The organism is Paenibacillus sp. lzh-N1 (genome assembly GCF_002872435.1).
GTDB classification, from domain to species: Bacteria; Bacillota; Bacilli; order Paenibacillales; family Paenibacillaceae; genus Paenibacillus; species Paenibacillus polymyxa_C.
The window spans coordinates 3,425,410-3,445,888 of record NZ_CP025696.1; the positions used below are offsets into that span (position 1 = coordinate 3,425,410).

The 20,479-nt window shown below is 43.2% G+C and carries 19 protein-coding genes and 1 pseudogene; 16 read left to right on the forward strand and 4 right to left on the reverse strand.

Annotated features, from left to right (window positions below; genetic code table 11):
- Positions 1 to 6 precede the first annotated feature (6 nt).
- The 8 genes from C0638_RS15575 (at position 7) to C0638_RS15610 (ending at position 6,853) form a co-directional block, all read left to right on the forward strand.
- Entirely contained in the window at positions 7 to 1,200 is a 1,194-nt protein-coding gene (locus C0638_RS15575; RefSeq protein WP_013372350.1) for an MFS transporter, read from the forward strand.
- A 28-nt stretch (positions 1,201 to 1,228) separates the two neighbouring features.
- Entirely contained in the window at positions 1,229 to 2,227 is a 999-nt protein-coding gene (locus tag C0638_RS15580; RefSeq protein ID WP_016324605.1) for an AraC family transcriptional regulator, read from the forward strand.
- Between the two features lie 93 nt (positions 2,228 to 2,320).
- Entirely contained in the window at positions 2,321 to 3,328 is a 1,008-nt protein-coding gene (locus C0638_RS15585; protein ID WP_082689597.1) for a phosphotransferase enzyme family protein, read from the forward strand.
- 84 nt (positions 3,329 to 3,412) lie between these two features.
- Positions 3,413 to 4,573 carry an immunity 26/phosphotriesterase HocA family protein gene (locus tag C0638_RS15590; RefSeq protein ID WP_025679214.1) on the forward strand — a complete coding sequence of 387 codons (1,161 nt, stop codon included), beginning with the start codon at positions 3,413 to 3,415 and terminating at the stop codon, positions 4,571 to 4,573.
- Positions 4,574 to 4,603: 30 nt separating this feature from the next.
- On the forward strand, positions 4,604 to 5,122 hold the full coding sequence (locus C0638_RS15595) for a hypothetical protein (protein ID WP_025679212.1): 519 nt from the start codon (positions 4,604 to 4,606) through the stop codon (positions 5,120 to 5,122).
- 36 nt (positions 5,123 to 5,158) lie between these two features.
- Positions 5,159 to 5,818 (forward strand): DUF2625 domain-containing protein, encoded by a 660-nt coding sequence (locus C0638_RS15600; protein WP_025679210.1) that lies wholly within the window; start codon positions 5,159 to 5,161, stop codon positions 5,816 to 5,818.
- A gap of 29 nt (positions 5,819 to 5,847) precedes the next feature.
- Positions 5,848 to 6,288 carry a hypothetical protein gene (locus C0638_RS15605; RefSeq protein WP_025679209.1) on the forward strand — a complete coding sequence of 147 codons (441 nt, stop codon included), beginning with the start codon at positions 5,848 to 5,850 and terminating at the stop codon, positions 6,286 to 6,288.
- A 28-nt stretch (positions 6,289 to 6,316) separates the two neighbouring features.
- On the forward strand, positions 6,317 to 6,853 hold the full coding sequence (locus C0638_RS15610; RefSeq protein ID WP_058710268.1) for an SMI1/KNR4 family protein: 537 nt from the start codon (positions 6,317 to 6,319) through the stop codon (positions 6,851 to 6,853).
- A 105-nt stretch (positions 6,854 to 6,958) separates the two neighbouring features.
- On the opposite strand, the gene C0638_RS15615 is transcribed toward C0638_RS15610, so the two are convergent.
- From C0638_RS15615 to C0638_RS15625, 3 genes are all read right to left on the reverse strand, one after another.
- Positions 6,959 to 7,543, reverse strand: a complete 585-nt coding sequence (locus C0638_RS15615) for an RBBP9/YdeN family alpha/beta hydrolase (RefSeq protein WP_058710267.1) — start codon at positions 7,541 to 7,543, stop codon at positions 6,959 to 6,961.
- A 193-nt stretch (positions 7,544 to 7,736) separates the two neighbouring features.
- Entirely contained in the window at positions 7,737 to 8,306 is a 570-nt protein-coding gene (locus tag C0638_RS15620) for a DUF1697 domain-containing protein (protein ID WP_058710266.1), read from the reverse strand.
- Positions 8,307 to 8,340: 34 nt separating this feature from the next.
- Complete coding sequence (locus tag C0638_RS15625; RefSeq protein WP_013372340.1) at positions 8,341 to 8,991, reverse strand: hypothetical protein; 651 nt, start codon at positions 8,989 to 8,991, stop codon at positions 8,341 to 8,343.
- A 217-nt stretch (positions 8,992 to 9,208) separates the two neighbouring features.
- On the opposite strand from C0638_RS15625, the gene C0638_RS15630 reads away from it, so the two are divergent.
- The 4 genes from C0638_RS15630 (at position 9,209) to C0638_RS15645 (ending at position 13,448) form a co-directional block, all read left to right on the forward strand.
- On the forward strand, positions 9,209 to 10,204 hold the full coding sequence (locus C0638_RS15630; RefSeq protein ID WP_058710265.1) for a hypothetical protein: 996 nt from the start codon (positions 9,209 to 9,211) through the stop codon (positions 10,202 to 10,204).
- Entirely contained in the window at positions 10,204 to 11,289 is a 1,086-nt protein-coding gene (locus tag C0638_RS15635; RefSeq protein ID WP_058710264.1) for a hypothetical protein, read from the forward strand. The genes C0638_RS15630 and C0638_RS15635 overlap by 1 nt, the downstream gene beginning before the upstream one ends.
- 84 nt (positions 11,290 to 11,373) lie before the next feature.
- Complete coding sequence (locus tag C0638_RS15640) at positions 11,374 to 12,315, forward strand: ADP-ribosylglycohydrolase family protein (RefSeq protein ID WP_058710263.1); 942 nt, start codon at positions 11,374 to 11,376, stop codon at positions 12,313 to 12,315.
- Between the two features lie 212 nt (positions 12,316 to 12,527).
- Positions 12,528 to 13,448 carry a hypothetical protein gene (locus tag C0638_RS15645; RefSeq protein ID WP_058710262.1) on the forward strand — a complete coding sequence of 307 codons (921 nt, stop codon included), beginning with the start codon at positions 12,528 to 12,530 and terminating at the stop codon, positions 13,446 to 13,448.
- A gap of 49 nt (positions 13,449 to 13,497) precedes the next feature.
- On the opposite strand, the pseudogene C0638_RS15650 reads toward C0638_RS15645, so the two are convergent.
- A pseudogene (locus C0638_RS15650) lies at positions 13,498 to 14,067 on the reverse strand (TerD family protein).
- Between the two features lie 176 nt (positions 14,068 to 14,243).
- On the opposite strand from C0638_RS15650, the gene C0638_RS15655 reads away from it, so the two are divergent.
- From C0638_RS15655 to C0638_RS15670, 4 genes are all read left to right on the forward strand, one after another.
- A complete protein-coding gene (locus C0638_RS15655) occupies positions 14,244 to 16,631 on the forward strand; it encodes a polyprenyl synthetase family protein (RefSeq protein WP_058710261.1) in 2,388 nt (795 codons plus the stop codon).
- Between the two features lie 229 nt (positions 16,632 to 16,860).
- The gene (locus C0638_RS15660) at positions 16,861 to 17,400 is read left to right on the forward strand and encodes a CueP family metal-binding protein (protein WP_058710260.1); all 540 of its coding nucleotides are present in this window, start codon (positions 16,861 to 16,863) and stop codon (positions 17,398 to 17,400) included.
- Positions 17,401 to 17,684: 284 nt separating this feature from the next.
- Positions 17,685 to 19,748, forward strand: coding sequence for a methyl-accepting chemotaxis protein (locus C0638_RS15665; RefSeq protein ID WP_058710259.1), 2,064 nt, complete (start codon positions 17,685 to 17,687; stop codon positions 19,746 to 19,748).
- Between the two features lie 154 nt (positions 19,749 to 19,902).
- A complete protein-coding gene (locus tag C0638_RS15670) occupies positions 19,903 to 20,283 on the forward strand; it encodes an immunity 22 family protein (RefSeq protein ID WP_058710258.1) in 381 nt (126 codons plus the stop codon).
- Positions 20,284 to 20,479: the final 196 nt, after the last annotated feature.

The following is a 20,479-nucleotide window of genomic DNA, read 5'->3' on the forward strand; positions in this document are numbered from 1 at the left end:
AGCTTGATGAATATTAAAAACAAAATATGGTTTAAAACAGCATTGTTGTCCATTTCCTTAGTCCTGACATCAGCGAGTGCTATTTCAGCTATCATCCCGATGATGCTGAACCAATTACCGGGAGTCTCCAGTTCACTGATTGAAAGCATAGTTACAATCCCATCTTTCTCGATGATGCTGTTTGTGCTGCTCAGTGGTCCGATCTCTTCCCGCTTGGGTAAAAAAAATACAGTCCTGCTAGGACTTTTGCTCGTGGTCATCGGCGGAATACTTCCTATGCTCACTACGAACATTACATGGATTCTCGCGTTGCGTTTGGTGTTAGGTGCAGGTCTGGGGATGTTCAATTCGCTGGCTGTCAGTTTAATTAGTGATTTTTTTGAAGGGGACGAACGTGCTCAATTGGTAGGCTTTCAAAGCGCTGTACAAGGGCTCGGAAGCAGCTTGGCTACCTTCGTGGCAGGACAGCTTGCCCTAATCGACTGGCCGTTTGCTTTTTTGTGCTATGCGATCACTATTCCTATCGCACTGTTGTTCTTTTTTATCATTCCTGAACCAGAGCGTGAGGAGCCTACAGCGAGCACGACAGGAACGGGCCACAAGAGCGGGGGAATGTCCCTACCTGTACTTGGATTAGGGGCTGCACTTTTCCTGTTTATGACCTTTATCATGATTGTGTATACCAAAACAGGTATTATGATTGCTGAAAAGAGTATGCCTAACGCAGGGTTTTTAGGGACCGCTTTGACGCTGTTCTCCTTATCAACTATGATTGCAGGCTTCTTGTTCGGTAGAATATATAAATGGTTCAGAAATTACGCACCTTTTATCTCCAGTTTATTAACAGCGACAGGTTTTGTCCTGCTGTGGTTTGCTCAGAATGTGACCATGGTTACGGTTGCCATGCTGATCATTGGCTTTAGCTTTGCGCTGTTTATTCCTTATATTTTTACGATACTAACTAAAATCGTACCTAAAGGCAGTGAGACGATATCTATTTCGATTGCAATGGTAGGCTCCAATTTGGGAGCGTTTGCTTCGCCTTATGTTATCAAGTTAGTTGGGGTGTTGTCTGGGAATGAAACTGCCTCATTTTCCTTTCTCGTCTCTGCGATTGTATTTATGATTGCTGCGCTCCTCTGTCTGGGAATCGCTATTAGAGGAAAGGGAAGCAAAACACAGACGGCAGTTCACAGTTAATGGGAGTCTGAAGGAGGAGTCTGTGTTTATGAACCTTCATGAGCTGGATCAGTTGCTGAGAAGTAAAACTGAAATTGAGCTTTTACAACAGCAAAACAATCAAGTGATTAATGATCTCTCCAAAGAATCGGAAAATGAGCGATTTTTTGATATAAATCAGAATATGTATCGAATGCCTGCTTTATTTTTCTTCGGAGAACATGATATTTATATTAGCAAGCACAACAGGTTTGCTCCGATGCTGGAGCACATGCATGAATTTATTGAATTAAACTATGTTTACTCAGGTAAGTGCAACCAAATCATAGCGGGTAAAGAAATTGAGCTTTGTGAAGGCCAAGTGTGTGTCCTCGATAAGGATGTGCCGCACAGCATCGCACCTTTGGGAGAAAACGATATACTGATTAATATCCTCCTGCAAAGAGAAACGATTTCATCCCTATTTCTACAGCGGCTATCTAAGAAAAAAAGTTTGATCGGCGAGTTTCTTGCCAATTCAGTCCTCCAGCATCAGCATCATAATCACTTTATTATTTTTGAGTCACAGCATAATGAAAACCTTCAATATATATTGCGTAGAATCTTGATCGAATATTTTTCCAGGCAAGAGGATTCAATGGAGCTGGTCAAGGCTTATTTGCCCATTGTATTTGGGGAATTGGTCCGTGTATTGGAAAGCGAGCATAATATTCACTTAAACCAGCAGGAAAGTAATATTACTTCTATTCTGAATTACATGGAAGAGCATTATCAGCATTTAAGCCTCCAGCAATTATCTACTCATTTTAATTACAATAGTACGTATTTAAGTAATAAGTTGAAAAAAGTAACCGGTCTTACTTACACGCAGCTTATTGCCAACATTAAACTTAATGCGGCCTATTCTTTGGTAGTGAATACCAACCTGCCATTCGAAATGATCTTTAAGCAGGTCGGATATAACAGCATGAGTTTTTTCTATAAAAAATTTAAAACAGCGTATGGTGCCACCCCGCAGAATATCCGAAACAAACAAATGAGGAAATGAAGGATACACAAGGACGTCCAATTCTAATGGGCGTCTATATTTGTTATAATAACTGCAAATTCATAAGCGGATGTTTAATAGGGAGGATACATTTTGGAAGCGGTATTAAGACGGCACTGGCCGGAGTGGGACGGGACACTACAGAGACGAACCGGAGGTTGGAATAATACGACGTATTTTGTTAAGAGCGGTGGGCGAAGTGGGGTGCTGCGCATCTACGATACACACAGGGATCGGAACAAAATCGAATTTGAGCATGCGGTTTTGCAGGAACTGAGCAGGCATTCTCTATCATTCAGGGTTCCAATGCCAATCCGAACGATTACGGGAGAGACACTTGCACAGGTTGAGAAGGATAGTGGCAAATATGTGTGTCTGTTCGAATACATAGAAGGCACATCCCCATCGGAGCAGGATCCTAGCTTTGCCTATTCTTTTGGCGAGACAGCTGGCGAATTATCTGCTGCACTTGCAACACTTAATCTTGATATGACTCCAGTCTATCGGCCGTATTATGCTTTGCAGCAATCCTATCCATTATGTAACCGGGAAGTAATCCAAGGCTTTTGTTTAAACCCGCCGGAGCCTCTAAAAGATTTACATGAGGAGCTGCGTTTGATAGGAAAAGTATATGAAGAGATTATAGATTCACTTCATGCATTGGAAGACTTGCCGCATCAGCTTGTACATGGAGATTTGAACGCTTCCAATTTGTTGGTAAAGGATTCTGACCCTAGTCAGGTGGCTGCACTGCTTGATTTTGAATTTTGTACGCTGGACGTACGGGTCATGGATCCGGCGGTCATTTTATCAGGATTTTTGGGACAACCGGAGGAAACGACAGCTGTTCATGATTTTTGCCGGGGCTTCAGCCGCCAGGTTCGTTTGAGCCAATCCGAGGTTGACGCTTTGCCTGTGTTAATGCTGCTTAGGAAGGTAGACGTTTTTCTTCATTTTGTGAGTCGCTTTCTGGAAGGAACAGATCAGCCATACGTGCTGCAAGAACAGATCAAGCAGATCACGGCCGACTTGCTCCAACTGTCTACCAGCAGTAGCTGGATTCAGGAGGAGTTGGTCCAAGCTGGAACAATGTATGAATAAACGAGCTACATTCCGTGTTATGTTATAATTTCTGGAATAACAGAAATGAAGTCTACTGAATTATACTCGGAACAGGAGGAGCAGATGAATAGTTGGTTAACGAACGCGTTACGACCCTATTTTGGGCTGGAGACGCTGGAAGAACATTGGGACGTAGTAGAAATTAAAGAAGGATATTTTATTTGTATGGATGGAGATGTTATTCGCAAGCGAATTTCTTCCAAAGAGGATGCTTATGGAGAAGCTGATGTAGAGATTTTTACTCGTAATCGGGCATTTGTTCTGCCTAAAACGGCTCGTGGCAAAGAGAAAAAACTGAATTATACAAGTGTTTCGAGCATCACAGCAGAAGGTGTGTCCTTTTCAGCAGGCATTCGAAGAGATCGTAATATTAGTTATGTTACTGCTGTGAATAGCAAAACAGGCGTAAGATTGCCCATCACTGGATGTGAGCATTTACATAGTAAAGAAGAGATCATCGATTGGCTTCAACGTTACCCGTCGCTTGTGCCTTACGACTATGATCGTAAGCTGGAACGATTGAAGCATAGGAAAAACCTGCGTTATAAAACCATTCCGGGAGACATCTTCCGCGTGGAAATAGACCTTTTTACAGATGGCTATGTACTGGTCGTCGGAGATTTGCGCCAAATGCAAAAGGATCAGTTGTTTGCAAAGGAGAGCATATGGAACAGTGTCATGACGATGCCTTTATTCGTACGTCCATATTTGTGTACAAGTCGTGACCGTTCAATAACTTTGGAATCCATCACGGCCGCCCCGTTATCTGATACAACCTGGATTGTCATGGATGATTCCTTTATGCGAGGGTCCTACGAGCGGATAGGGCATAAAGCGTTGGCGGAAGAGGATATTGTGTTTCCGATTGGTTACGGCAGTAGCATAGATAGCAGTAAAGAAAGAATATATAGACTGTCCTGGGGAACGGGCACAATTTCCAAACCGGAAGGGAAGACAGTGTTCAAGTCTTCGCGCGAATTGTTAAATAATGGTGTGTATTCAGGTGTCATTGCAGACTGTTTTGGTCCTTGGGAAGAGCGGGAGTGGCACCACACGCTGGATAACCCGTTGTATCGGGAAGAGCGCCGAAAAGCACTGGCCGAATTCGGATTCCCGGAAGACATTTCATACGATGAGTTCAATCGCCAAACAGGAGGACTGACGCGTTCGGAATATCTCGCATATTTGACAAGGACTTATAGCGGAAAAAGAAAGATGAAATGACACGGTTATACATCCTTTTAGGAGGTACGAATGAAATATCTTAAAGATTGTCCGGAACCAGGCATGGGAACCTGGTACTTTGAAATAGATTCAAACGGCGTAGCTTATCGGCAAATTGTGATCCAGGATGATGGCACGTATATTGCTTCTAATCGTAAGCACGAGCAATATCATTTCTTGTTAGCAGAGAAAGCGATTGATGATACAGAGCCCTATTATACGAAAATTACAAAAAAAGAGTTTGAAGAAATCTGGTCCAGCAATCTTCACACCTCCAACAAGGAATGGCATCAAGTCAAAACCGCACTGCCGGTTGGGACTAAGGTAACTGGATATATTGAAGCCTTTTTTCCACACGGAACACTAATTCATATTTTCCAGCACAATGCAGTCGGATTGGCAGACACTCATTCATATGCGGAAAAGACCCCATCTGAGTGGATGTATCCGAGGCATGAGGTCACGGCGATTGTCCAAGGCTACGACGAGCTGAATCAGTGGGTGATTCTAGAGCAAACGCAGGTTTTCAAAAATCAGTTCACAGGTTGAAAAAATGGATCTTGGAATACAGGAAGGGGAATGAACATGCATACATTAACGGTGGATGAGCTGGTGGATCAGGACAACCATGCATGGGAAGAGGTCAGAAATATTCTGCAAGAAGGGAATAATCCATATTGCATTGTATCGGCAAAATCGGAATCTGCTAGGAGAGATGCGCTCTACCGTTTGCAAGTGAGCACAAAATCGTACTTGGGAACGGTTGCCTATGAAACAGGAGGGATCATATTTGACCACGGATGGATCACCTTACTGGGTGCAGGTGGGCCTGAAATTTACGGTAGTTTGGCTTCGTGGAACGGGCTGCAAGAGCCAGCGAGCGTTCCTGCACTTGGGGGAATGCTGATTGTGGCCTATGATGCAGCAGGTGGCTTCTTTGGATTGGATACAGGAAAGTTTGGACGTAGCGGCCATATCTACTATTTTGCACCGGATGCATTGGAGTGGGAATCCACTGAGCTGGCCTATTCCGGTTTCTTGAGCTGGTTGGCTGAGGGAGATTTGGGCTTGTTCTACCAGACATTCCGTTGGATTGGTTGGCAGTCGGATATGGAGCAACTTCAGCCAGGAGAGGTATTTGCTTATTATCCGCCGCTATGGACTCAGGAAGGTGGCGGAGAGACCAGCCACAAATCACCTATAGCAATAACAGAAGCGTGGCAGGCGGTGACGGATCGGGAATAGCCGCGAGTGGGGAGGGGGGACATAGGATCATGAATCATTCCATTCAATCCAAACTGATGCAGCTGAATGAAATACTTTCTCAAAATAACATTTGCCATTACTACATTTATGATTATACAAGTCGCCCTAAGCTGGTACTAGCAGGGAGCTTTGACTTTAGCTATTATCACAACATAGAGATTACATTTTACGAGGTCTCGTTTCTTTCCTGTCCGGGCGGTGTATTTTCAATTGAATGCTTTAGACTGGCTAATGACAAGGAACTGGAAATGTTAAAAACTGTCTCTTACGGATTTCTTGAGGGGCCTGTGATTTGTATGGAGGATCAAACATTTGGTACCCGATTTTTCATTGCTGCGGAAAGCTTGGATTACGAGCTCAAGACCGTTTTTTACTATAAACGTGAGAACCTTCAACCTCATGAAAGTGTGGCTGAATGGGTTGAAAAAGGTACTAACAACAACTTTTAGAGACGTCAAGGTAGGGAGGGTGGTTATGATGTGGAGTATTCACTTTGAACATCAATTTATAAAATATCCAGAAGCAACTGGTGAACAAATCGCGAATTTTTTGAACACATGGAACATCAAGCTATCGGAGCAGGAAATTCACGAAATCCAACAAAGACAAGTGAACCCTTTTCCGAAATCGTCTCCATTTTATGATCAATATCAACCGCTAGATCCTGTTAGCTGGCATTTGCCCCAAGGACAATTTCCTGATAGTTACATAGAACTCTTGAAATACTCTAACGGTGGGGAATTTCAAAATGGAGAACGATGTTTTCAGTTTTTCAATACCGAAGATTTGAGAGAAATGAACCTTGCCTACGAGCTGCCAGAGTATATGCCGGGTGCCGTGTCGTTTGCGATGGATGGATGCGGTAACCATTATATGTTTGATATGAGAGAGGAAAAAAGAAACAATGAATATCCCATTCTTTTTGCTCATTCTGGTAGCTTGGGGTATGACGAATGTGAACAGGTTGCTCATTCTTTTATGGAGCTATGCACGGAAAAATGGGCATTGTATTGATACCTTGACTAAACATACGCTTTATTATCCATAGCTCATCCAGTAGAAAATGTAAAACCCGCAAGCTGGACCCTTTTGCTAGGTCTATTTTGCGGGTTATTAACGCTACTTATTTTCATTCATCATTTCTATTAAAACTTGATAGACGATCGGTAAAGTGGTAAAGCCGTCACTCTGTAAAAAGTGCCCCCCATGATCTACTTCGTGGAAATCAGCCTGTATATCTTCCGCTAGTTTCTTACTAAGTGCAAAGGGGACAATTGCGTCGTCCTTTGAAGCTATAACTACACGTGCCCCTAGTGAATCCATGATTTGCTGATAACTCAAATGGTCATTTGTAAACTCATCTAATGATGGTAGGCTTGGCACTGGGTCAGCAAAACCGGAAACGAAAACGGTGCCACCTAGTGGTTCCGGGATGTTGACTTGCTGCAGGTATCTTAATATGGATACACAACCCAAGCTATGACCAATAAAATAGGTGTCTTTATGTAGGGCTTTAATATTTTGCAATAGGTGCTCAATCCACTCATTAAGTTTGGGGGCTTGCGAGTTGGGCATATCTAGTATATTTACCGAAACCCCGTCTTCCTGTAATTTATCTTGTAACCAAGGAAACCAATGATCTGTTGGCGAAGCTGTGTAGCCGTGGATTATATATACTTGTTTTTGATTTTGTAGGTTTGTCACAGTGTTTTTTCTCCCATTATTCAGTGTTTAGTTCATGCTGATGATAGGTGTCCCTCTACGTCTGAGAACCCTTCCAGTTTAGCAAAATCTCTATGCCTATAGTATCAGAAATTGTTGATTTATATAGATAATTTTTTTAATGAGTTTTGGCGAGTTTTTGATCTTGCCTAGCCCTATTTAAACACGTCTACCGTCAAGAGCTCATATCCTGCAACTCTTCCTGTTCAGCCATTTGCATCAGCTTATAAATCTGACGGGTTGTGTTCACATTCCGCACCGTCATTTGCTGATACAGCTTGGTGCCTACTAATTTTGTTAAACCGCTTTTTGTGACTTGTTCTTTGCTGACAGAAAACAAAATCGCCCCGGGTGTATACATGACATGCCCAATTCCCGGTTTCAAGGGAAGCTTGTCCAGAACGGAAATATCGTTAATTTCATCCCACAGAAACATTACATCACTTTTCATCTGTGTATCATTAGACCATTCATTCGGCAGTGCCTCCATAATGCTCTGAATCTCCTTCATATTACGGACGATGACGCGGATAGGTAAGCTAAAATCCTCCAGAATCGCCTGTTCCAGTACGAGCGATAGCTCCTGGTTGGGCCGCTCCTGACTGGAAAAAATAATGTTTCCAGAATTAATGTAAGTCGTCACATGCCCCATACCTGCATGTTCAAACGTTTGCTTGAGCTTCTTCATCTCGATCTTGTTGTTGCCGCCGACATTGATGCCCCGCAGTAATGCGATATAGATCATAAAAAGCCCCACCTCTCTTTAACCAATAGGATTTCTAACAAAAGGATAGGTAATTCAGCAAATACGTGGTTTGGTTTTCGCCCAACAAATGATGCAGCAATGGTTTTACGTGCTCGATATATGCTGCTTTGGTTTCGTATGTATCTTCATCTATCAATTCTCCCTTAAAGGTACAGGCACCTTCAATCAGGATGGAAAGAGCCGTAAAGAAGTTAGCTAAAGATTTGGCAACCTGCCGAGCTGCGCCACCTTCAATAGCAGCATATACAGGGGAATCGGGTGCGCTAGTATCGACAATGAGTGGATCGTCATTAAACGTGGCAATTACAACATGATGGGAGGGCCACGAAGAAGACTCTTGGACAAGCTCACCCGATGTAATCCAGCGATAGCCTAGCTGTTGGCGATATAAATGTTCTGGTGCGGCAAAAAAGAGAACAGCAGCATCCCCAATTTCAACGGCTGCATTTTTTAATTTGTGTGTTCCCGCTGCCTTGGCATCAATCAATTCATAATGGCTATATAGGTACTCAAGCTCAGGGGATATAGGTATGCGGTTGTCCCAGCAATCTGTCAGGTTCTCCGTCCGGGGCTGGATGTCGTGGTCTTGGAACAGCCCGTGGGCTGCATTATACAAGTCTTGTTGTTGTACAAACCGGGCCAGAGCTTCGCTTAGCTGTTTCATAGGTGTTCATTCCTTTCTAATCGCAGACTATGACCTTCGTCATAACGTTTCATTCCTAGCATAAAGATATCATAATATAAAAAGGAAGAACATACGTTTCTCTATTTTATGTCACCTTGCCAGTCGATCCAGATTAATTTTACAATATAGGAGTTCGGATTAATGTGTTATGCCAGGTTCAACATGAAGTTTGTCTTGCTGTGCAAGGAGGAGAGAAATGTCTTTTTCTAAAATATACGATTACAAATTAAGAGCCTATTTTAATGAGCGTATTTCTGATTTAAGTCATGAATATCTATTTTATTCCTATTCTGATCAAGAGCAAAATTTAAGAATATTAACTCTGAATATAAATGAGCAGGATCATATTTCTTTAGTGCGATGGCATGATTTATTTGACAGGTCGCTATTTACAAAAATGGATCATCCCATTCTAAGCGTAGCAGATGCTGAACGTCTGATTCGATTGCTTTCGCTCATGTTTAACGTTTTTGATATACATAAAGATATTGCTTATAGCCAAAAAAACTTATGTTGTGTTTATTATCAATATCAGGTTTCTCATCTAGCAGAGAGAGGGAATGAATTCTCGCCTACTCAGGACAGGCTATTTTTTCTTCACCATCTCTTATTTGAACTGGGTTTAGGGGATGACATTTATGATCGTCTAACGATTAAAAATAATAAGATGATGTACAGCATGGAAGACGCACGGCAGTATGATTTGCACATTCTAATTGATATTTTGCATGAGCATATTAACAAAAATGAGATGGATATAGATACCCGAGCAGCGCTAGGAAAAATAAAAATTTTGCAAGGTCAGTTGGTCAGCTTCATCCTAGGCAGTCATGATGTATATGATTTTCCGTATGACGATTTCAACAAGCCGTTTGCAGAAGCAACGATGTTTATACATGCCTATAACTCTAATAAAAATAGGGTATTAGAGGTGCTGATCGACTGTATAAATGAGCATCAATCGCCAACAGAGAAGTTCATCTCCAATTTGATCTTGATGAATTACTCCTATTTTATTCTCAAAAGTAATCCTAGCGAAATTACATATTTTAAATGTTTCTGCAAGAAAAAACCGGGAGTTTTTATGAAAGTATTATCTGCATTGCTTGAAATCAGATTTTTTATCGATAAATCCAGCTTCACAAATACGGGTATAAATTATTATTTATCCAGATTAAAAGGGGTTAAATGATGCCATTTCATCACGTTTCTTTACCTGATTTACCACAGACTATCGGACGTCTTACGGCCATTCATCCACTAAAGGGTGGCTCTCAGGGAAGCATAACCCTGCTAGCACTAAACACACAGGCAGAACTGTGGAGACTAGAACTTCGCTCTGGCAGCGCAGAATTATGCACACATATTTGTATTCCTGATTTTAATCCCCTGCAACCTGTCCAAATGGTTACCAGTCCTGACGGCAAGTACGTGGCGATCTCCAATCGATTTGGCCGACATGCGGCAGTGTATGATTTAGTCCATGCTCAAGAAAAAATGCAATTATCACGGGACGAATACCACTACGATAAAAGTATGTTTCCCCTGGCATTTGTTCATCGAGATGGTGCATGTATCCTTGTTCATGGGACGGAATGGAACCGGCTGGATCTGACGGATGTAGAAACCGGGATGCTTTTGACAGCAAGACCAACCCCTGTTTATAACAGCGAAAGAAAAGATGAGCATTATCTAAATTATTTTCATGGGAGGCTCCTGACTTCTCCAGAGGGAAAGTGGATTGCGGATACGGGATGGGTATGGGCTCCATTAGGAGTAGTCCGAACTTGGTCCTTATCTAATTGGCTGCTGAACTCATGGGAATCGGAGAATGGTCCGTCAGTTCGCCATCTTTGGCAAACCATAGATTGGGATGGGCCAGTATGTTGGACAGGACCCGATAGATTGGCGGTTTGGGGACAGATGGATGCCGATTTACTGGAGGAGGAAGATTGGGGAGAGGAAGGAGTGGAACCGGCGGTTGTCCTATTCGATATGACTCAGCCAGGGTACCGACGTGTGCTTCCTGCGATCCCGCCTCTAAATTGTAAGCCTGATGAATACGGGATTTACCCATATCCCCAAGCGGATATGGCCGTTTCCGGTGACCGATTATTCTTGTGGGGAAAAGGAGTACCGCTCCAGGTATGGCGGCTTTCAAGCGGTGTGAGGGAATATGTAGATACGGTGCGATTTCCACTCATTTACCATCATGAGGCAGGAATTTTCGTTGAATTAAATCCAGATAGCGGTTGTACAGCCTTAAGCTACGAATAAATGGCGTTACCAGATTTTCTTCCTTCCAGTGATATGGAAATATATGCATTAGCTATAACAATTATTAAAGGAGTGTACATCAAAATGGCACTGATCAAGGATCGTTTTTATGGAAGTCTCGCTGGACTGGCCGTGGGTGATGCTTTGGGAACCACAGTAGAATTTAGCAGTCCAGGCACATTTGAACCTGTAACGGATATCGTAGGCGGCGGTGTATTTGGGTTGAAGGCGGGGCAGTGGACGGACGATACGTCTATGGCGCTCTGTTTAGCCGAGAGTATGGTGCAAAAAGATAGCTTTGATCCAGCAGACCAAATGCGCCGTTACACGAATTGGTACCACCTGGGGTATATGAGCAGCACGGGAACGTGTTTTGATATCGGTGGTGCAACGAGAGCAGCGCTGCATCGCTTCGAGGCCTCTGGAGATCCGTATAGTGGGTCCGTTGACCCCATGACTGCCGGTAATGGCTCGATTATGAGGCTTGCACCTGTTGCCATGGCCTATGCGAACCGTCCGGAAGAGGCAGTGATGTACGCCGAGCTGAGCTCGCGAACCACCCATGGAGCAGTCGAAAGTGTGGAGGCCTGTGCTGTGCTTGCTTCAATCCTTGTGGCAGGTCTGCGGGGAGCGGACAAAGAATCCATGTTATCAGCCGACATCTGCTATAAGTGGCGGCGGCAGGAACAGCCAGCTTATTCGGCAGCCATTGAAGAAATCATTCAGGGATCTTACAAGGATAAGGAGCCGCCCGAAATACAGGGAACCGGCTATGTCATTCGTTCCCTTGAGGCTGCGCTGTGGGCATTTCACCATTCGACTTCGTTTGAAGAGGGGGCACTGCTGGCCGTAAATCTGGGGGATGACGCCGATACGACCGGGGCGGTGTATGGGCAAATTGCAGGAGCTTATTACGGGCAAAGCGGTATCCCGAGTCATTGGCGCGAGAAGCTGGCGATGAAGGAGACGATCGATGAGCTGACGGAGGCTTTATGGCAGAAGGCCGACAAGGGCCAGACACTTTAAGAGGGACATCTATAAAGATCAAGCTGGGTTGCTTTTATTATGAGCAGAACCCGGCTTTTTTTGTTCCCAATATTTTTGCCGATGACTCATCTCTTGGGATAACTATCCATATCGCCATACTTCCGCCCTCCTCAGTTACATGTCGTTATGACAAAATGAAGTCCAGTACAAATCATACTTCACTTTACTGATCTTTTAGAGGAGGAACTACATTGTCACATCTAAATAAACAGCTTCATTCATTTGTCGATATTTCCAACTATACTAAAGGGTTTGAGAATGTTTCAACCCAATTTGGCCCTGATGGGCGCGTGTATATTTTGCTAATTGATAAAGTCCCGGAACGAGTGCGGGGGATGTTCCCGCCTGCCTCTCTTAAAGAGAGACGTACTTACAAGATACTCATTCTAGGCAATCATATTGAAGAAGTGTATGTGGAGGGACAGCAGTTTAACTATCATTATGTACAGCCTCTACATCATCATCTACTGCTCGTCGGAGCGCGTTGTCATTATTATGGAACCGGCCAATACGATTTAAATGGTAAAATTATTGATTATGAAGGCCGTACTGTGAATGAACTGCTGCTTGGAGACGGTATCCAGAGTGTTCAGGTTACAGGGGAAGGTACGATCTGGACCAGCTATTTTGATGAAGGTATATTTGGGAATTATGGTTGGAATGAGCCTGTGGGGTCCTCCGGCCTTGTCGCCTGGAATAAAGAGGGACACAAAATATATGAAAACCAAGCGGCAGACATTCATGATTGCTATGCTTTGAACGTAGTCAGCGAACAGGAAATCTGGTTTTATTACTATTCAGATTTTTCATTAGGGTGCATTTCCGGTAGCGATCGTACGAAGATTACGTTTATGAATCCGAGCATTTCCGGCTGTTCCGGGGTGGCTACAGATGGGTATCACTTTTTGTTCGACGGCGGGTATGGAAAGAACGGACAATATGTCTTGAAAAAGAATGTGAAGCCAGGCAGCTTAAGCAAAGGACAACACATTCGATTTTTAAATGACGAGCAAGAGTTCCTTCAGCCGCACGAACAGGATTTCCGAAAAGACCGCCTGCTGCTCCGTGAAGGTTCTCTGCTGTATCAGGTGGCTGTTGAAGAGTTAGCATAAAAACCCACGTCAGACGTGGGTTTTTCTTTAACACCAAAGGACGTAATGCTTATTCATACGTTTTGACAAGTTCATTCAGGGAGGTAATGGTGCTTCCTTCTCCAATAGCACCGAATTTCCACTCCTCTCCATAGCGGTATACTTCACCTACACGGATACTACACATCCCTTTATAGTCCTCTGTCAAGTTGTATCGGAGAATCTCTTCATCTTGCGACGCATTCAATACTCGAATTTAAGCGTTGTTCACCATACTGAAATCCTTACGTCTACCAAAGCTGAAAAAGCGGAATATATTCACAATAAATACGACTCTATGCACTTCAGATGGTAGTTGTTGGAGGGATACGGTAATGACTTCATCATCACCGTCACCATGTCCTGTCAAGTTGTCACCACTATGTACGATGGCCCCGCAAGGGCTATTTTTATTTCCGAAATATACTAGATTTTTCGTCTGAGTTAGCTTGCCGTTCTCATTAAGAAGCAGTGCTGACGCATCAATATCCATGTTTCTACCCTTCATAGGGTCCCATCCAAGCCCTACTTTCAGCACGGATAAGTGTGGATTATTTTTGGTTAGGTCTACCTTCTGCCCTTTAACTAGACTAATACTCAACGTTATGCCTCCTTATCATTATTTTCGTTCTACTCTGAAATTGTAGCATATATATAGAAGGATATAATCTATTCGTAACTTCACAGACTTTATTCCGTATAAAGATAAAACATGATCCAAATTCGTTCCCTCAGGGAGAAATGCAACCATGTTTAACAAAATGAGAAGTTGAGGTAATGCATCATATGAATGAAAAATTTCAAGCCGATACAGGATATCAGCTGGCTGAACAGAAGGCGCTTCAGTATTTTGGATCACTCTCTAATCAGGTCAAGGATAAAACTTATGTGACCTCTCTTACAGAAGATATCCATATATGGAAAAGGAATCATATCCATTCTTCTTCATGGTTATCCTTCTTTTCGCGGAATAAGAGAAAGCCGGATACCCGGGATTACTACAGATATATTCAATGGCTGAGTTACACGGGGAAACTGGATGATTATCTGAAGCGGAGTGTCTCTTATATTTACATGAGGGATCTAGGCAAGGCTCTAGATTCAGCCGACACACAGACCCGGATTCAGCGCGTCATTGCTGACGTAAAAAGATATTTGCTTCAACCCACCCATGCTAACAGGAGAGATCAACCGGAGTTTATGAATTTAGCGGGGGTGTATCGGTGGTCTCAAAAGGAAGGGATCGAAACCACTGTAATCTGGCTAATCAACAAGCTTAACTCTGTATCTTCTCATATTCCTGAGGAAATGGATGCAGAGCATGCCCAGCGCAAACTGATTAAAATCATCATTGGGGTTATTCTGCATGTAATGGAAGAAATGGACGAAGCTGTGTCACCTAGTGAACGTTCGCGCAGACTGGATGAAGCCATCAGGCTTGGGTATTCCTATGGGCTGACCTATCCTTTTATTGATGATCTGCTCGATTCTCAGCTGTTGACCGTTCAAGAGAAAGAACAATATTCCCATATGATACGTACCGCGCTTCTTACCGGATCTGTGCCAGAACTGGGCGACTGGACCGGCGATCATATGAAGTTCATTCGCTATATCCATTCGGAGCTCTCGGATGCTTTTGAGTATATTAAGGCACATCAGCGGCCAGACACACAGCAAACCTTTTTCGAGCAGTCCTATGTTTTCTTTCATTCTCAAGATATCGACCGGGATAAGGATCTAACACGAGCTAATTACACCAATGAGGAGCTTTATATACCCGTTATTTTAAAATCTGCTTCTTCTCGCTTGATTGTCCGTTCCGTGATTAGTGCTCCTGAGGATGAAGGGTTTGAGCAACGAACATTCTATTATGGTATCTATAACCAGCTTGCTGATGATTTTGCAGATATGGCTGACGATATGAGAGACGGTGCGGTAACACCCTATACCTATTATTTAAAATATCATCGTCAGAGATCGGATTTGATCAATCCCTTCGAACTATACTGGGCGGTCATTTCTAATTTGATTCATAACGTGTATGACACGGATGCTATGGCTCGCGAGGTGATACTGGATCGTGCAATAAATGGACTCAAACGTTATAAAGAACGGGTAGGTGCAGAAAAGTACAGTGAAATTATGGGGATTTTTGCATCCGGAAATCCTGAAATCAATCGTCTCATCCAGAAGATGGTGGGCAAAGCGGAGGATGTAGATTTTTTGGATAAGCTGCTTCGGGACCAGATGATTACCCATTTGAAGAACGATTCGAGGGAAAAAGAAGACTTTATGAATACGGTCAAAACCGTCCGTGACCAGATTAACAACCAATTGAAAATTACCAAGCCTTCTGGGATCGAGGCCATGAAAGAACAGCTTATTGATGCTGCCAATTATAGTCTTGAGGGGGATGGGAAAAGGATACGCCCTATATTGACCTGGGTCATGGGTGTGAACGAATATGGCTTAGACGCATCGGCAATCGTGCCCCTTCTGAGATCATTGGAATATATGCATACAGCCTCCCTGATTTTTGATGATTTGCCTTCCCAGGATAACGCGTCTACCCGTAGAGGACGTCAGACATTACATCAGGTGCACAATAGCGCTACTGCGGAATTAACTGGACTATATCTGATCCAGAAGGCCATCGGGGAGCAATCGTCACTGAGCCAGTTCAATGCTGAGACTGTACTTGCCTTGATCCAATACTCGGCTCGTAAGGCAGAGGATATGTGTATGGGGCAGGCGATGGATCTGGATTCCAAAGGAAAGGCTTTGACATTGGAACAGCTGAATATGATGTGCTTTTACAAAACAGGAGTGGCGTTCGAGGCTTGTCTCGTTATGCCAGCCATGCTCGCACAGGCCGAGGAGTCGGAGATTGCTGCTTTGCAGAAATTCGCCTATCATATGGGGATTGCGTTTCAGATTAAAGATGATTTGCTTGATGTGGAAGGAGATACGCTGTTACTTGGAAAACCTGTGGGCCAGGATTTGGATAACAATAACTCGAATTTCGTGTCCATCCTTGGTTACGAAGGTGCCAGTAAAGAAATGTGGGAGCACTACTGCCTTGCCATGGAAGCATTAAAAGAGGTGCCACGCAATATCGCTTTTCTGAAGCACTTAATGAATTATGTTGTGAACCGGGATCGTTAAAAAGAATTGTGCCCCATAGCTCCATAGGAGTGGTGGGGTGTTTGTTCGTTGAGACAGTAGAGTTGCTCATATTCCCTTGCCCCTCTTTGGTGATCATCTAATGTAATGCAGATACGTCTGGATAAACAAGCAAAGATATGAATATCTGGTGACTTCAGTACCGTATTTTGTCCGTTACGGTGCGTTCTCCCTTATAATGATTTAAAACGGACAAGGAGATGAACTCCAGATGAAAAAAGGAATCTTGGTCGCATCAGGGTTGGTTGTTGCGGCATTGGGGACATACCTGATTGCAGGAAATATGCAGAAAGAAGGGGCGGACAAGCTCGGGACAACAGATATCAAGCAGTTGGTGCATGATTTCAGCGCAGGCAAGGCAACAGGTCAATCCGCTTCCATTAATTCCAGTCAGTTAATTGTTAATGGAGACAACACCCAACCCATAACTTATGATTTGCCTGACAACGAGTTTTTTGTTTCGATTGCGCCCTATGTAGAGCAGACTCACCCTTGTGCAACTCATAGTCTAACCGGCTGCCAAGGCGAAATAAAAAGTGAAGAGTTTAATGTGACCGTTCACGACACCGAAGGGAATGTCATCATGGAGAATGCTGCAATGAAATCACAACCCAATGGTTTTATTGATCTATGGCTACCGAGGGATAAAACCTACCGCATTAGCGTGAATCATGAAGGTAAAACGGCTGAAACGGAATTCTCTACATATGAGAAAGACGATACATGTATTACAACGATGCAGCTAGGCTAACGACAGAGAATAATGGGGTTGAGCTTACTGATCGCTCGTACACTTTAAGTCCACATAACCCTGCGTTCATACATAGCTTTTAGTAAAGAGCCTACGTCTGACGGGGGCTCTTTGTGCTGCCCTAATTTTTTGCTGGAGTTACTGAACGGGTTGGGAGGAAATCTATGAGGAATCAGATAGCAAAACTTTAAATTGTGTATACTAAAAACCTATTAAAACAGCTGCAAACTTCCGACATATTATCTAAGAGCTTTTCGCTCAATATTCCTCGGGGAGATGGCAGCATGTCACAAAATATGAAGAAGCGCGTATTCAGATCATCCAGCATCGCGAACACATTGGCCATGGTCTTGTTAGTTATTATCGTTGTCGTCTTTGCAACCTTGGGGACGTTCATGTTTGCAAGCACGCGAAGCATACTTGTCAAGCAGCAAGAGGCCATGCTCCAGACCAAGACGCAGGCCATCGTTAGTCAATTCGATGCGTTGTTTAAGGAAAAGGGCTCACTTGTCCAGCAAATGTCAACAAATAATCTTTTTCGGCAGTATATAGAGACCACCGAATCAGCTGAAACGGTAAAAACTTCCCCACACGCTGCGGAAACCGAAGCGACTCTGGCAGCAATTGTAAAGGCAGAGCCATCTTTTGCCGACGCCTGGATTGCAGGAATATCTGGTAAAGGCTTCTTTCTTCAGAATGATGGTGTTGCTTCCAAACCGGATTTCGATATCCATACACGCCCGTACTTTAAACCGGCAGTTGAAGCAAACGGTTTATACTACTCAGAACCCTATAAGGACGTCAATTCGGGTAATGTGCTCATGGGCATTTTCTATCCGATCAAAGATAGCAGTAACCAATTAATCGGATTTGCTGCTGTCGATATTGCTTTCAAAGACATCCCGGCCGTTATGCAAAGCTATTCGCTTGGAAGCACAGGTTATTCGATTCTTGCATCCAAAACAGGTGATATTTTGTATCACCCCGATCAAAATAAAGTGCTGAAAGAAAAGATTAACGAAAGCACAGGTGATCTTGGGGAGATCGGAAAGAAAATGATTGCTGGTGAGTCCGGAGTACAGCTCATTAATGATAATGGGGAACCTCGTTATATTGGGTATGCAACCAGTAAAGATACGGGATGGTCTGTTGGCTTAACCATTTCTGAAGAAGAGGTGCTCACAGAATTAAAAGCCTTTACCTGGATTACGATTGGCGGTTTTGCTGCAGCCACCATTCTGCTGGTTGTGATTTGTTATATAACGCTCCGCTATCTGTTGAGATCAATCCCGAAATTGCTTGCCAAAATCAAACTGATTGAAAATGGAGATTTGACCGTTCAGTTTGATACGCATTCCAACAACGAAATCGGACAAATTTCTCAAGGAATTTACAATATGGTTCAAAAAATTCAAGGCATGCTCCAAATGGTGGGCGGCTCAGCTCAAGTCTTGAATCAATCATCAAATGATTTGCAATCCATTTCTTCCAGAACCGCAATCACGATGAACGATACGGCGACAGCAATTAATGAAATTGCCAATGCAACGAACTACCAATCTATCGAAACGGATAACATTTTACAAAAAACCGGAGCCTTATCCGGCCAAATTGACGAAATTGCCAAGGATGCCAAAACCATCGAATCGATGGTGCAAACCTCTGCCGAACAAAGCGGACAAGGGCTTGCAGTAGTAGATCAGCTATCCAGATGGGCGGAAGAAAATCACAATTCCACACAAGCGATGTCGGCTATCATTCAGGATATCGATTTGAGCCGTCATGAGATTTCGAGCATCGTGGATACGGTCAACCAAATTGCAACGCAAACCAACCTGCTGGCGCTCAATGCTTCCATTGAAGCTGCACGTGCAGGAGAACAGGGCAAAGGGTTTGCTGTGGTTGCCGGGGAGGTTCGCAAGCTGGCTGAGCAGACGGCGCTGGCGACACAGGAAATCTACAAGAAGGTCCGTGTGATTGAAGAAAAAACCAGTGTATCGGTTGAGCATACCGTTCACGGTCTGAAAATTGCAGAAGAAAATGCCAGATCGGTAGAGGACACGAAGCAAGTGTTCTTTAGCATTAACAAGGATTTGGAAGATTTGAAATTACGAATGATCCAGATCAGCACCAACACCTCCAAAGTCCACAAGCACAAAGATGAGATTTTGCAGGCGCTGGAAATCATCTCTTCCACCACAGAAGAGAACTCCGCTTCAACCGAAGAGGTTAGCGCCAGCACACAGGAACAATTGGAGAGCTTCGAACAGGTTGCTGAACTCTCCAAACAATTAAACCAATTGTCCACTAAGCTGCAAGACGAATTAAAACAGTTTAAGGTTGAGTAACAAGGCTAGGCATGATTTTGACTAAATATACAGCAAAGCCCGCGTTCAGCGGGCTTTTTAGCTTCAACAGCTGTTGTGGGGTAGAGGGCATGGTAGCTGGTGCGGGATACAGATAGACCATACGTATAAACTGAAATATTAGCGGGGTGAAGATATGAATTGCTTTGAAAAAAATATGGTGTCCGTCTGGTACGGTCACTTTGCCTCTGAAGATGAGTTGTTTGAATATGTTGAGATCAAATACCCGGAAGATGAGAATGAGAATATTTTTAGCGGTTTTTTAAATGATCATAAAATAGATGATTTTGACGAAGATTTTGCTGAAGGAGTCTTTCTGGTTGATGGGTCAGATGATGGTATAAAAGATGTTTCCTATGTTGATTCTTTTTTATCTCCACTATTACATGATTTGAGTAAAATAGATGGTAAATATAATTCGTTGTTCTTTATATATGATTGTAATACAAGCGGTTTATCTGAAAAAAATGGCGAGAAACTACGCTTTTTAGCCGCATATCCTTATACAAGAGATTAACGTTACACTATTCCACTGTTTTCGGAGTCTCATTTTAAGTAATTATGATAATGAAAATTGAACTTAAAGGATCAATAATTTGATCCGAAAGAATCAGGGACTTAAAGTGAATTTCCATCTTAAGGCCCTTTTTTTGTACGGAATTGTATTTCCAATTTTTTGAACGACTGATATACTAAGGAGACAAGTGAGATGA

Excerpts from the sequence above, each read along its gene's own strand:
- C0638_RS15595 (WP_025679212.1), top strand. The coding sequence starts at position 4,604 with ATGAAATATCTTAAAGATTGTCCGGAACCAGGCATGGGAACCTGGTAC.
- C0638_RS15665 (WP_058710259.1), top strand. The coding sequence starts at position 17,685 with ATGTCACAAAATATGAAGAAGCGCGTATTCAGATCATCCAGCATCGCG.
- C0638_RS15625 (WP_013372340.1), bottom strand. The coding sequence starts at position 8,991 with ATGAAACAGCTAAGCGAAGCTCTGGCCCGGTTTGTACAACAACAAGAC.
- C0638_RS15620 (WP_058710266.1), bottom strand. The coding sequence starts at position 8,306 with ATGATCTATATCGCATTACTGCGGGGCATCAATGTCGGCGGCAACAAC.
- C0638_RS15575 (WP_013372350.1), top strand. The coding sequence starts at position 7 with ATGAATATTAAAAACAAAATATGGTTTAAAACAGCATTGTTGTCCATT.
- C0638_RS15600 (WP_025679210.1), top strand. The coding sequence starts at position 5,159 with ATGCATACATTAACGGTGGATGAGCTGGTGGATCAGGACAACCATGCA.
- C0638_RS15610 (WP_058710268.1), top strand. The coding sequence starts at position 6,317 with ATGTGGAGTATTCACTTTGAACATCAATTTATAAAATATCCAGAAGCA.
- C0638_RS15660 (WP_058710260.1), top strand. The coding sequence starts at position 16,861 with ATGAAAAAAGGAATCTTGGTCGCATCAGGGTTGGTTGTTGCGGCATTG.
- C0638_RS15640 (WP_058710263.1), top strand. The coding sequence starts at position 11,374 with ATGGCACTGATCAAGGATCGTTTTTATGGAAGTCTCGCTGGACTGGCC.
- C0638_RS15655 (WP_058710261.1), top strand. The coding sequence starts at position 14,244 with ATGCATCATATGAATGAAAAATTTCAAGCCGATACAGGATATCAGCTG.
- C0638_RS15590 (WP_025679214.1), top strand. The coding sequence starts at position 3,413 with ATGAATAGTTGGTTAACGAACGCGTTACGACCCTATTTTGGGCTGGAG.
- C0638_RS15630 (WP_058710265.1), top strand. The coding sequence starts at position 9,209 with ATGTCTTTTTCTAAAATATACGATTACAAATTAAGAGCCTATTTTAAT.
- C0638_RS15670 (WP_058710258.1), top strand. The coding sequence starts at position 19,903 with ATGAATTGCTTTGAAAAAAATATGGTGTCCGTCTGGTACGGTCACTTT.
- C0638_RS15580 (WP_016324605.1), top strand. The coding sequence starts at position 1,229 with ATGAACCTTCATGAGCTGGATCAGTTGCTGAGAAGTAAAACTGAAATT.
- C0638_RS15635 (WP_058710264.1), top strand. The coding sequence starts at position 10,204 with ATGCCATTTCATCACGTTTCTTTACCTGATTTACCACAGACTATCGGA.
- C0638_RS15605 (WP_025679209.1), top strand. The coding sequence starts at position 5,848 with ATGAATCATTCCATTCAATCCAAACTGATGCAGCTGAATGAAATACTT.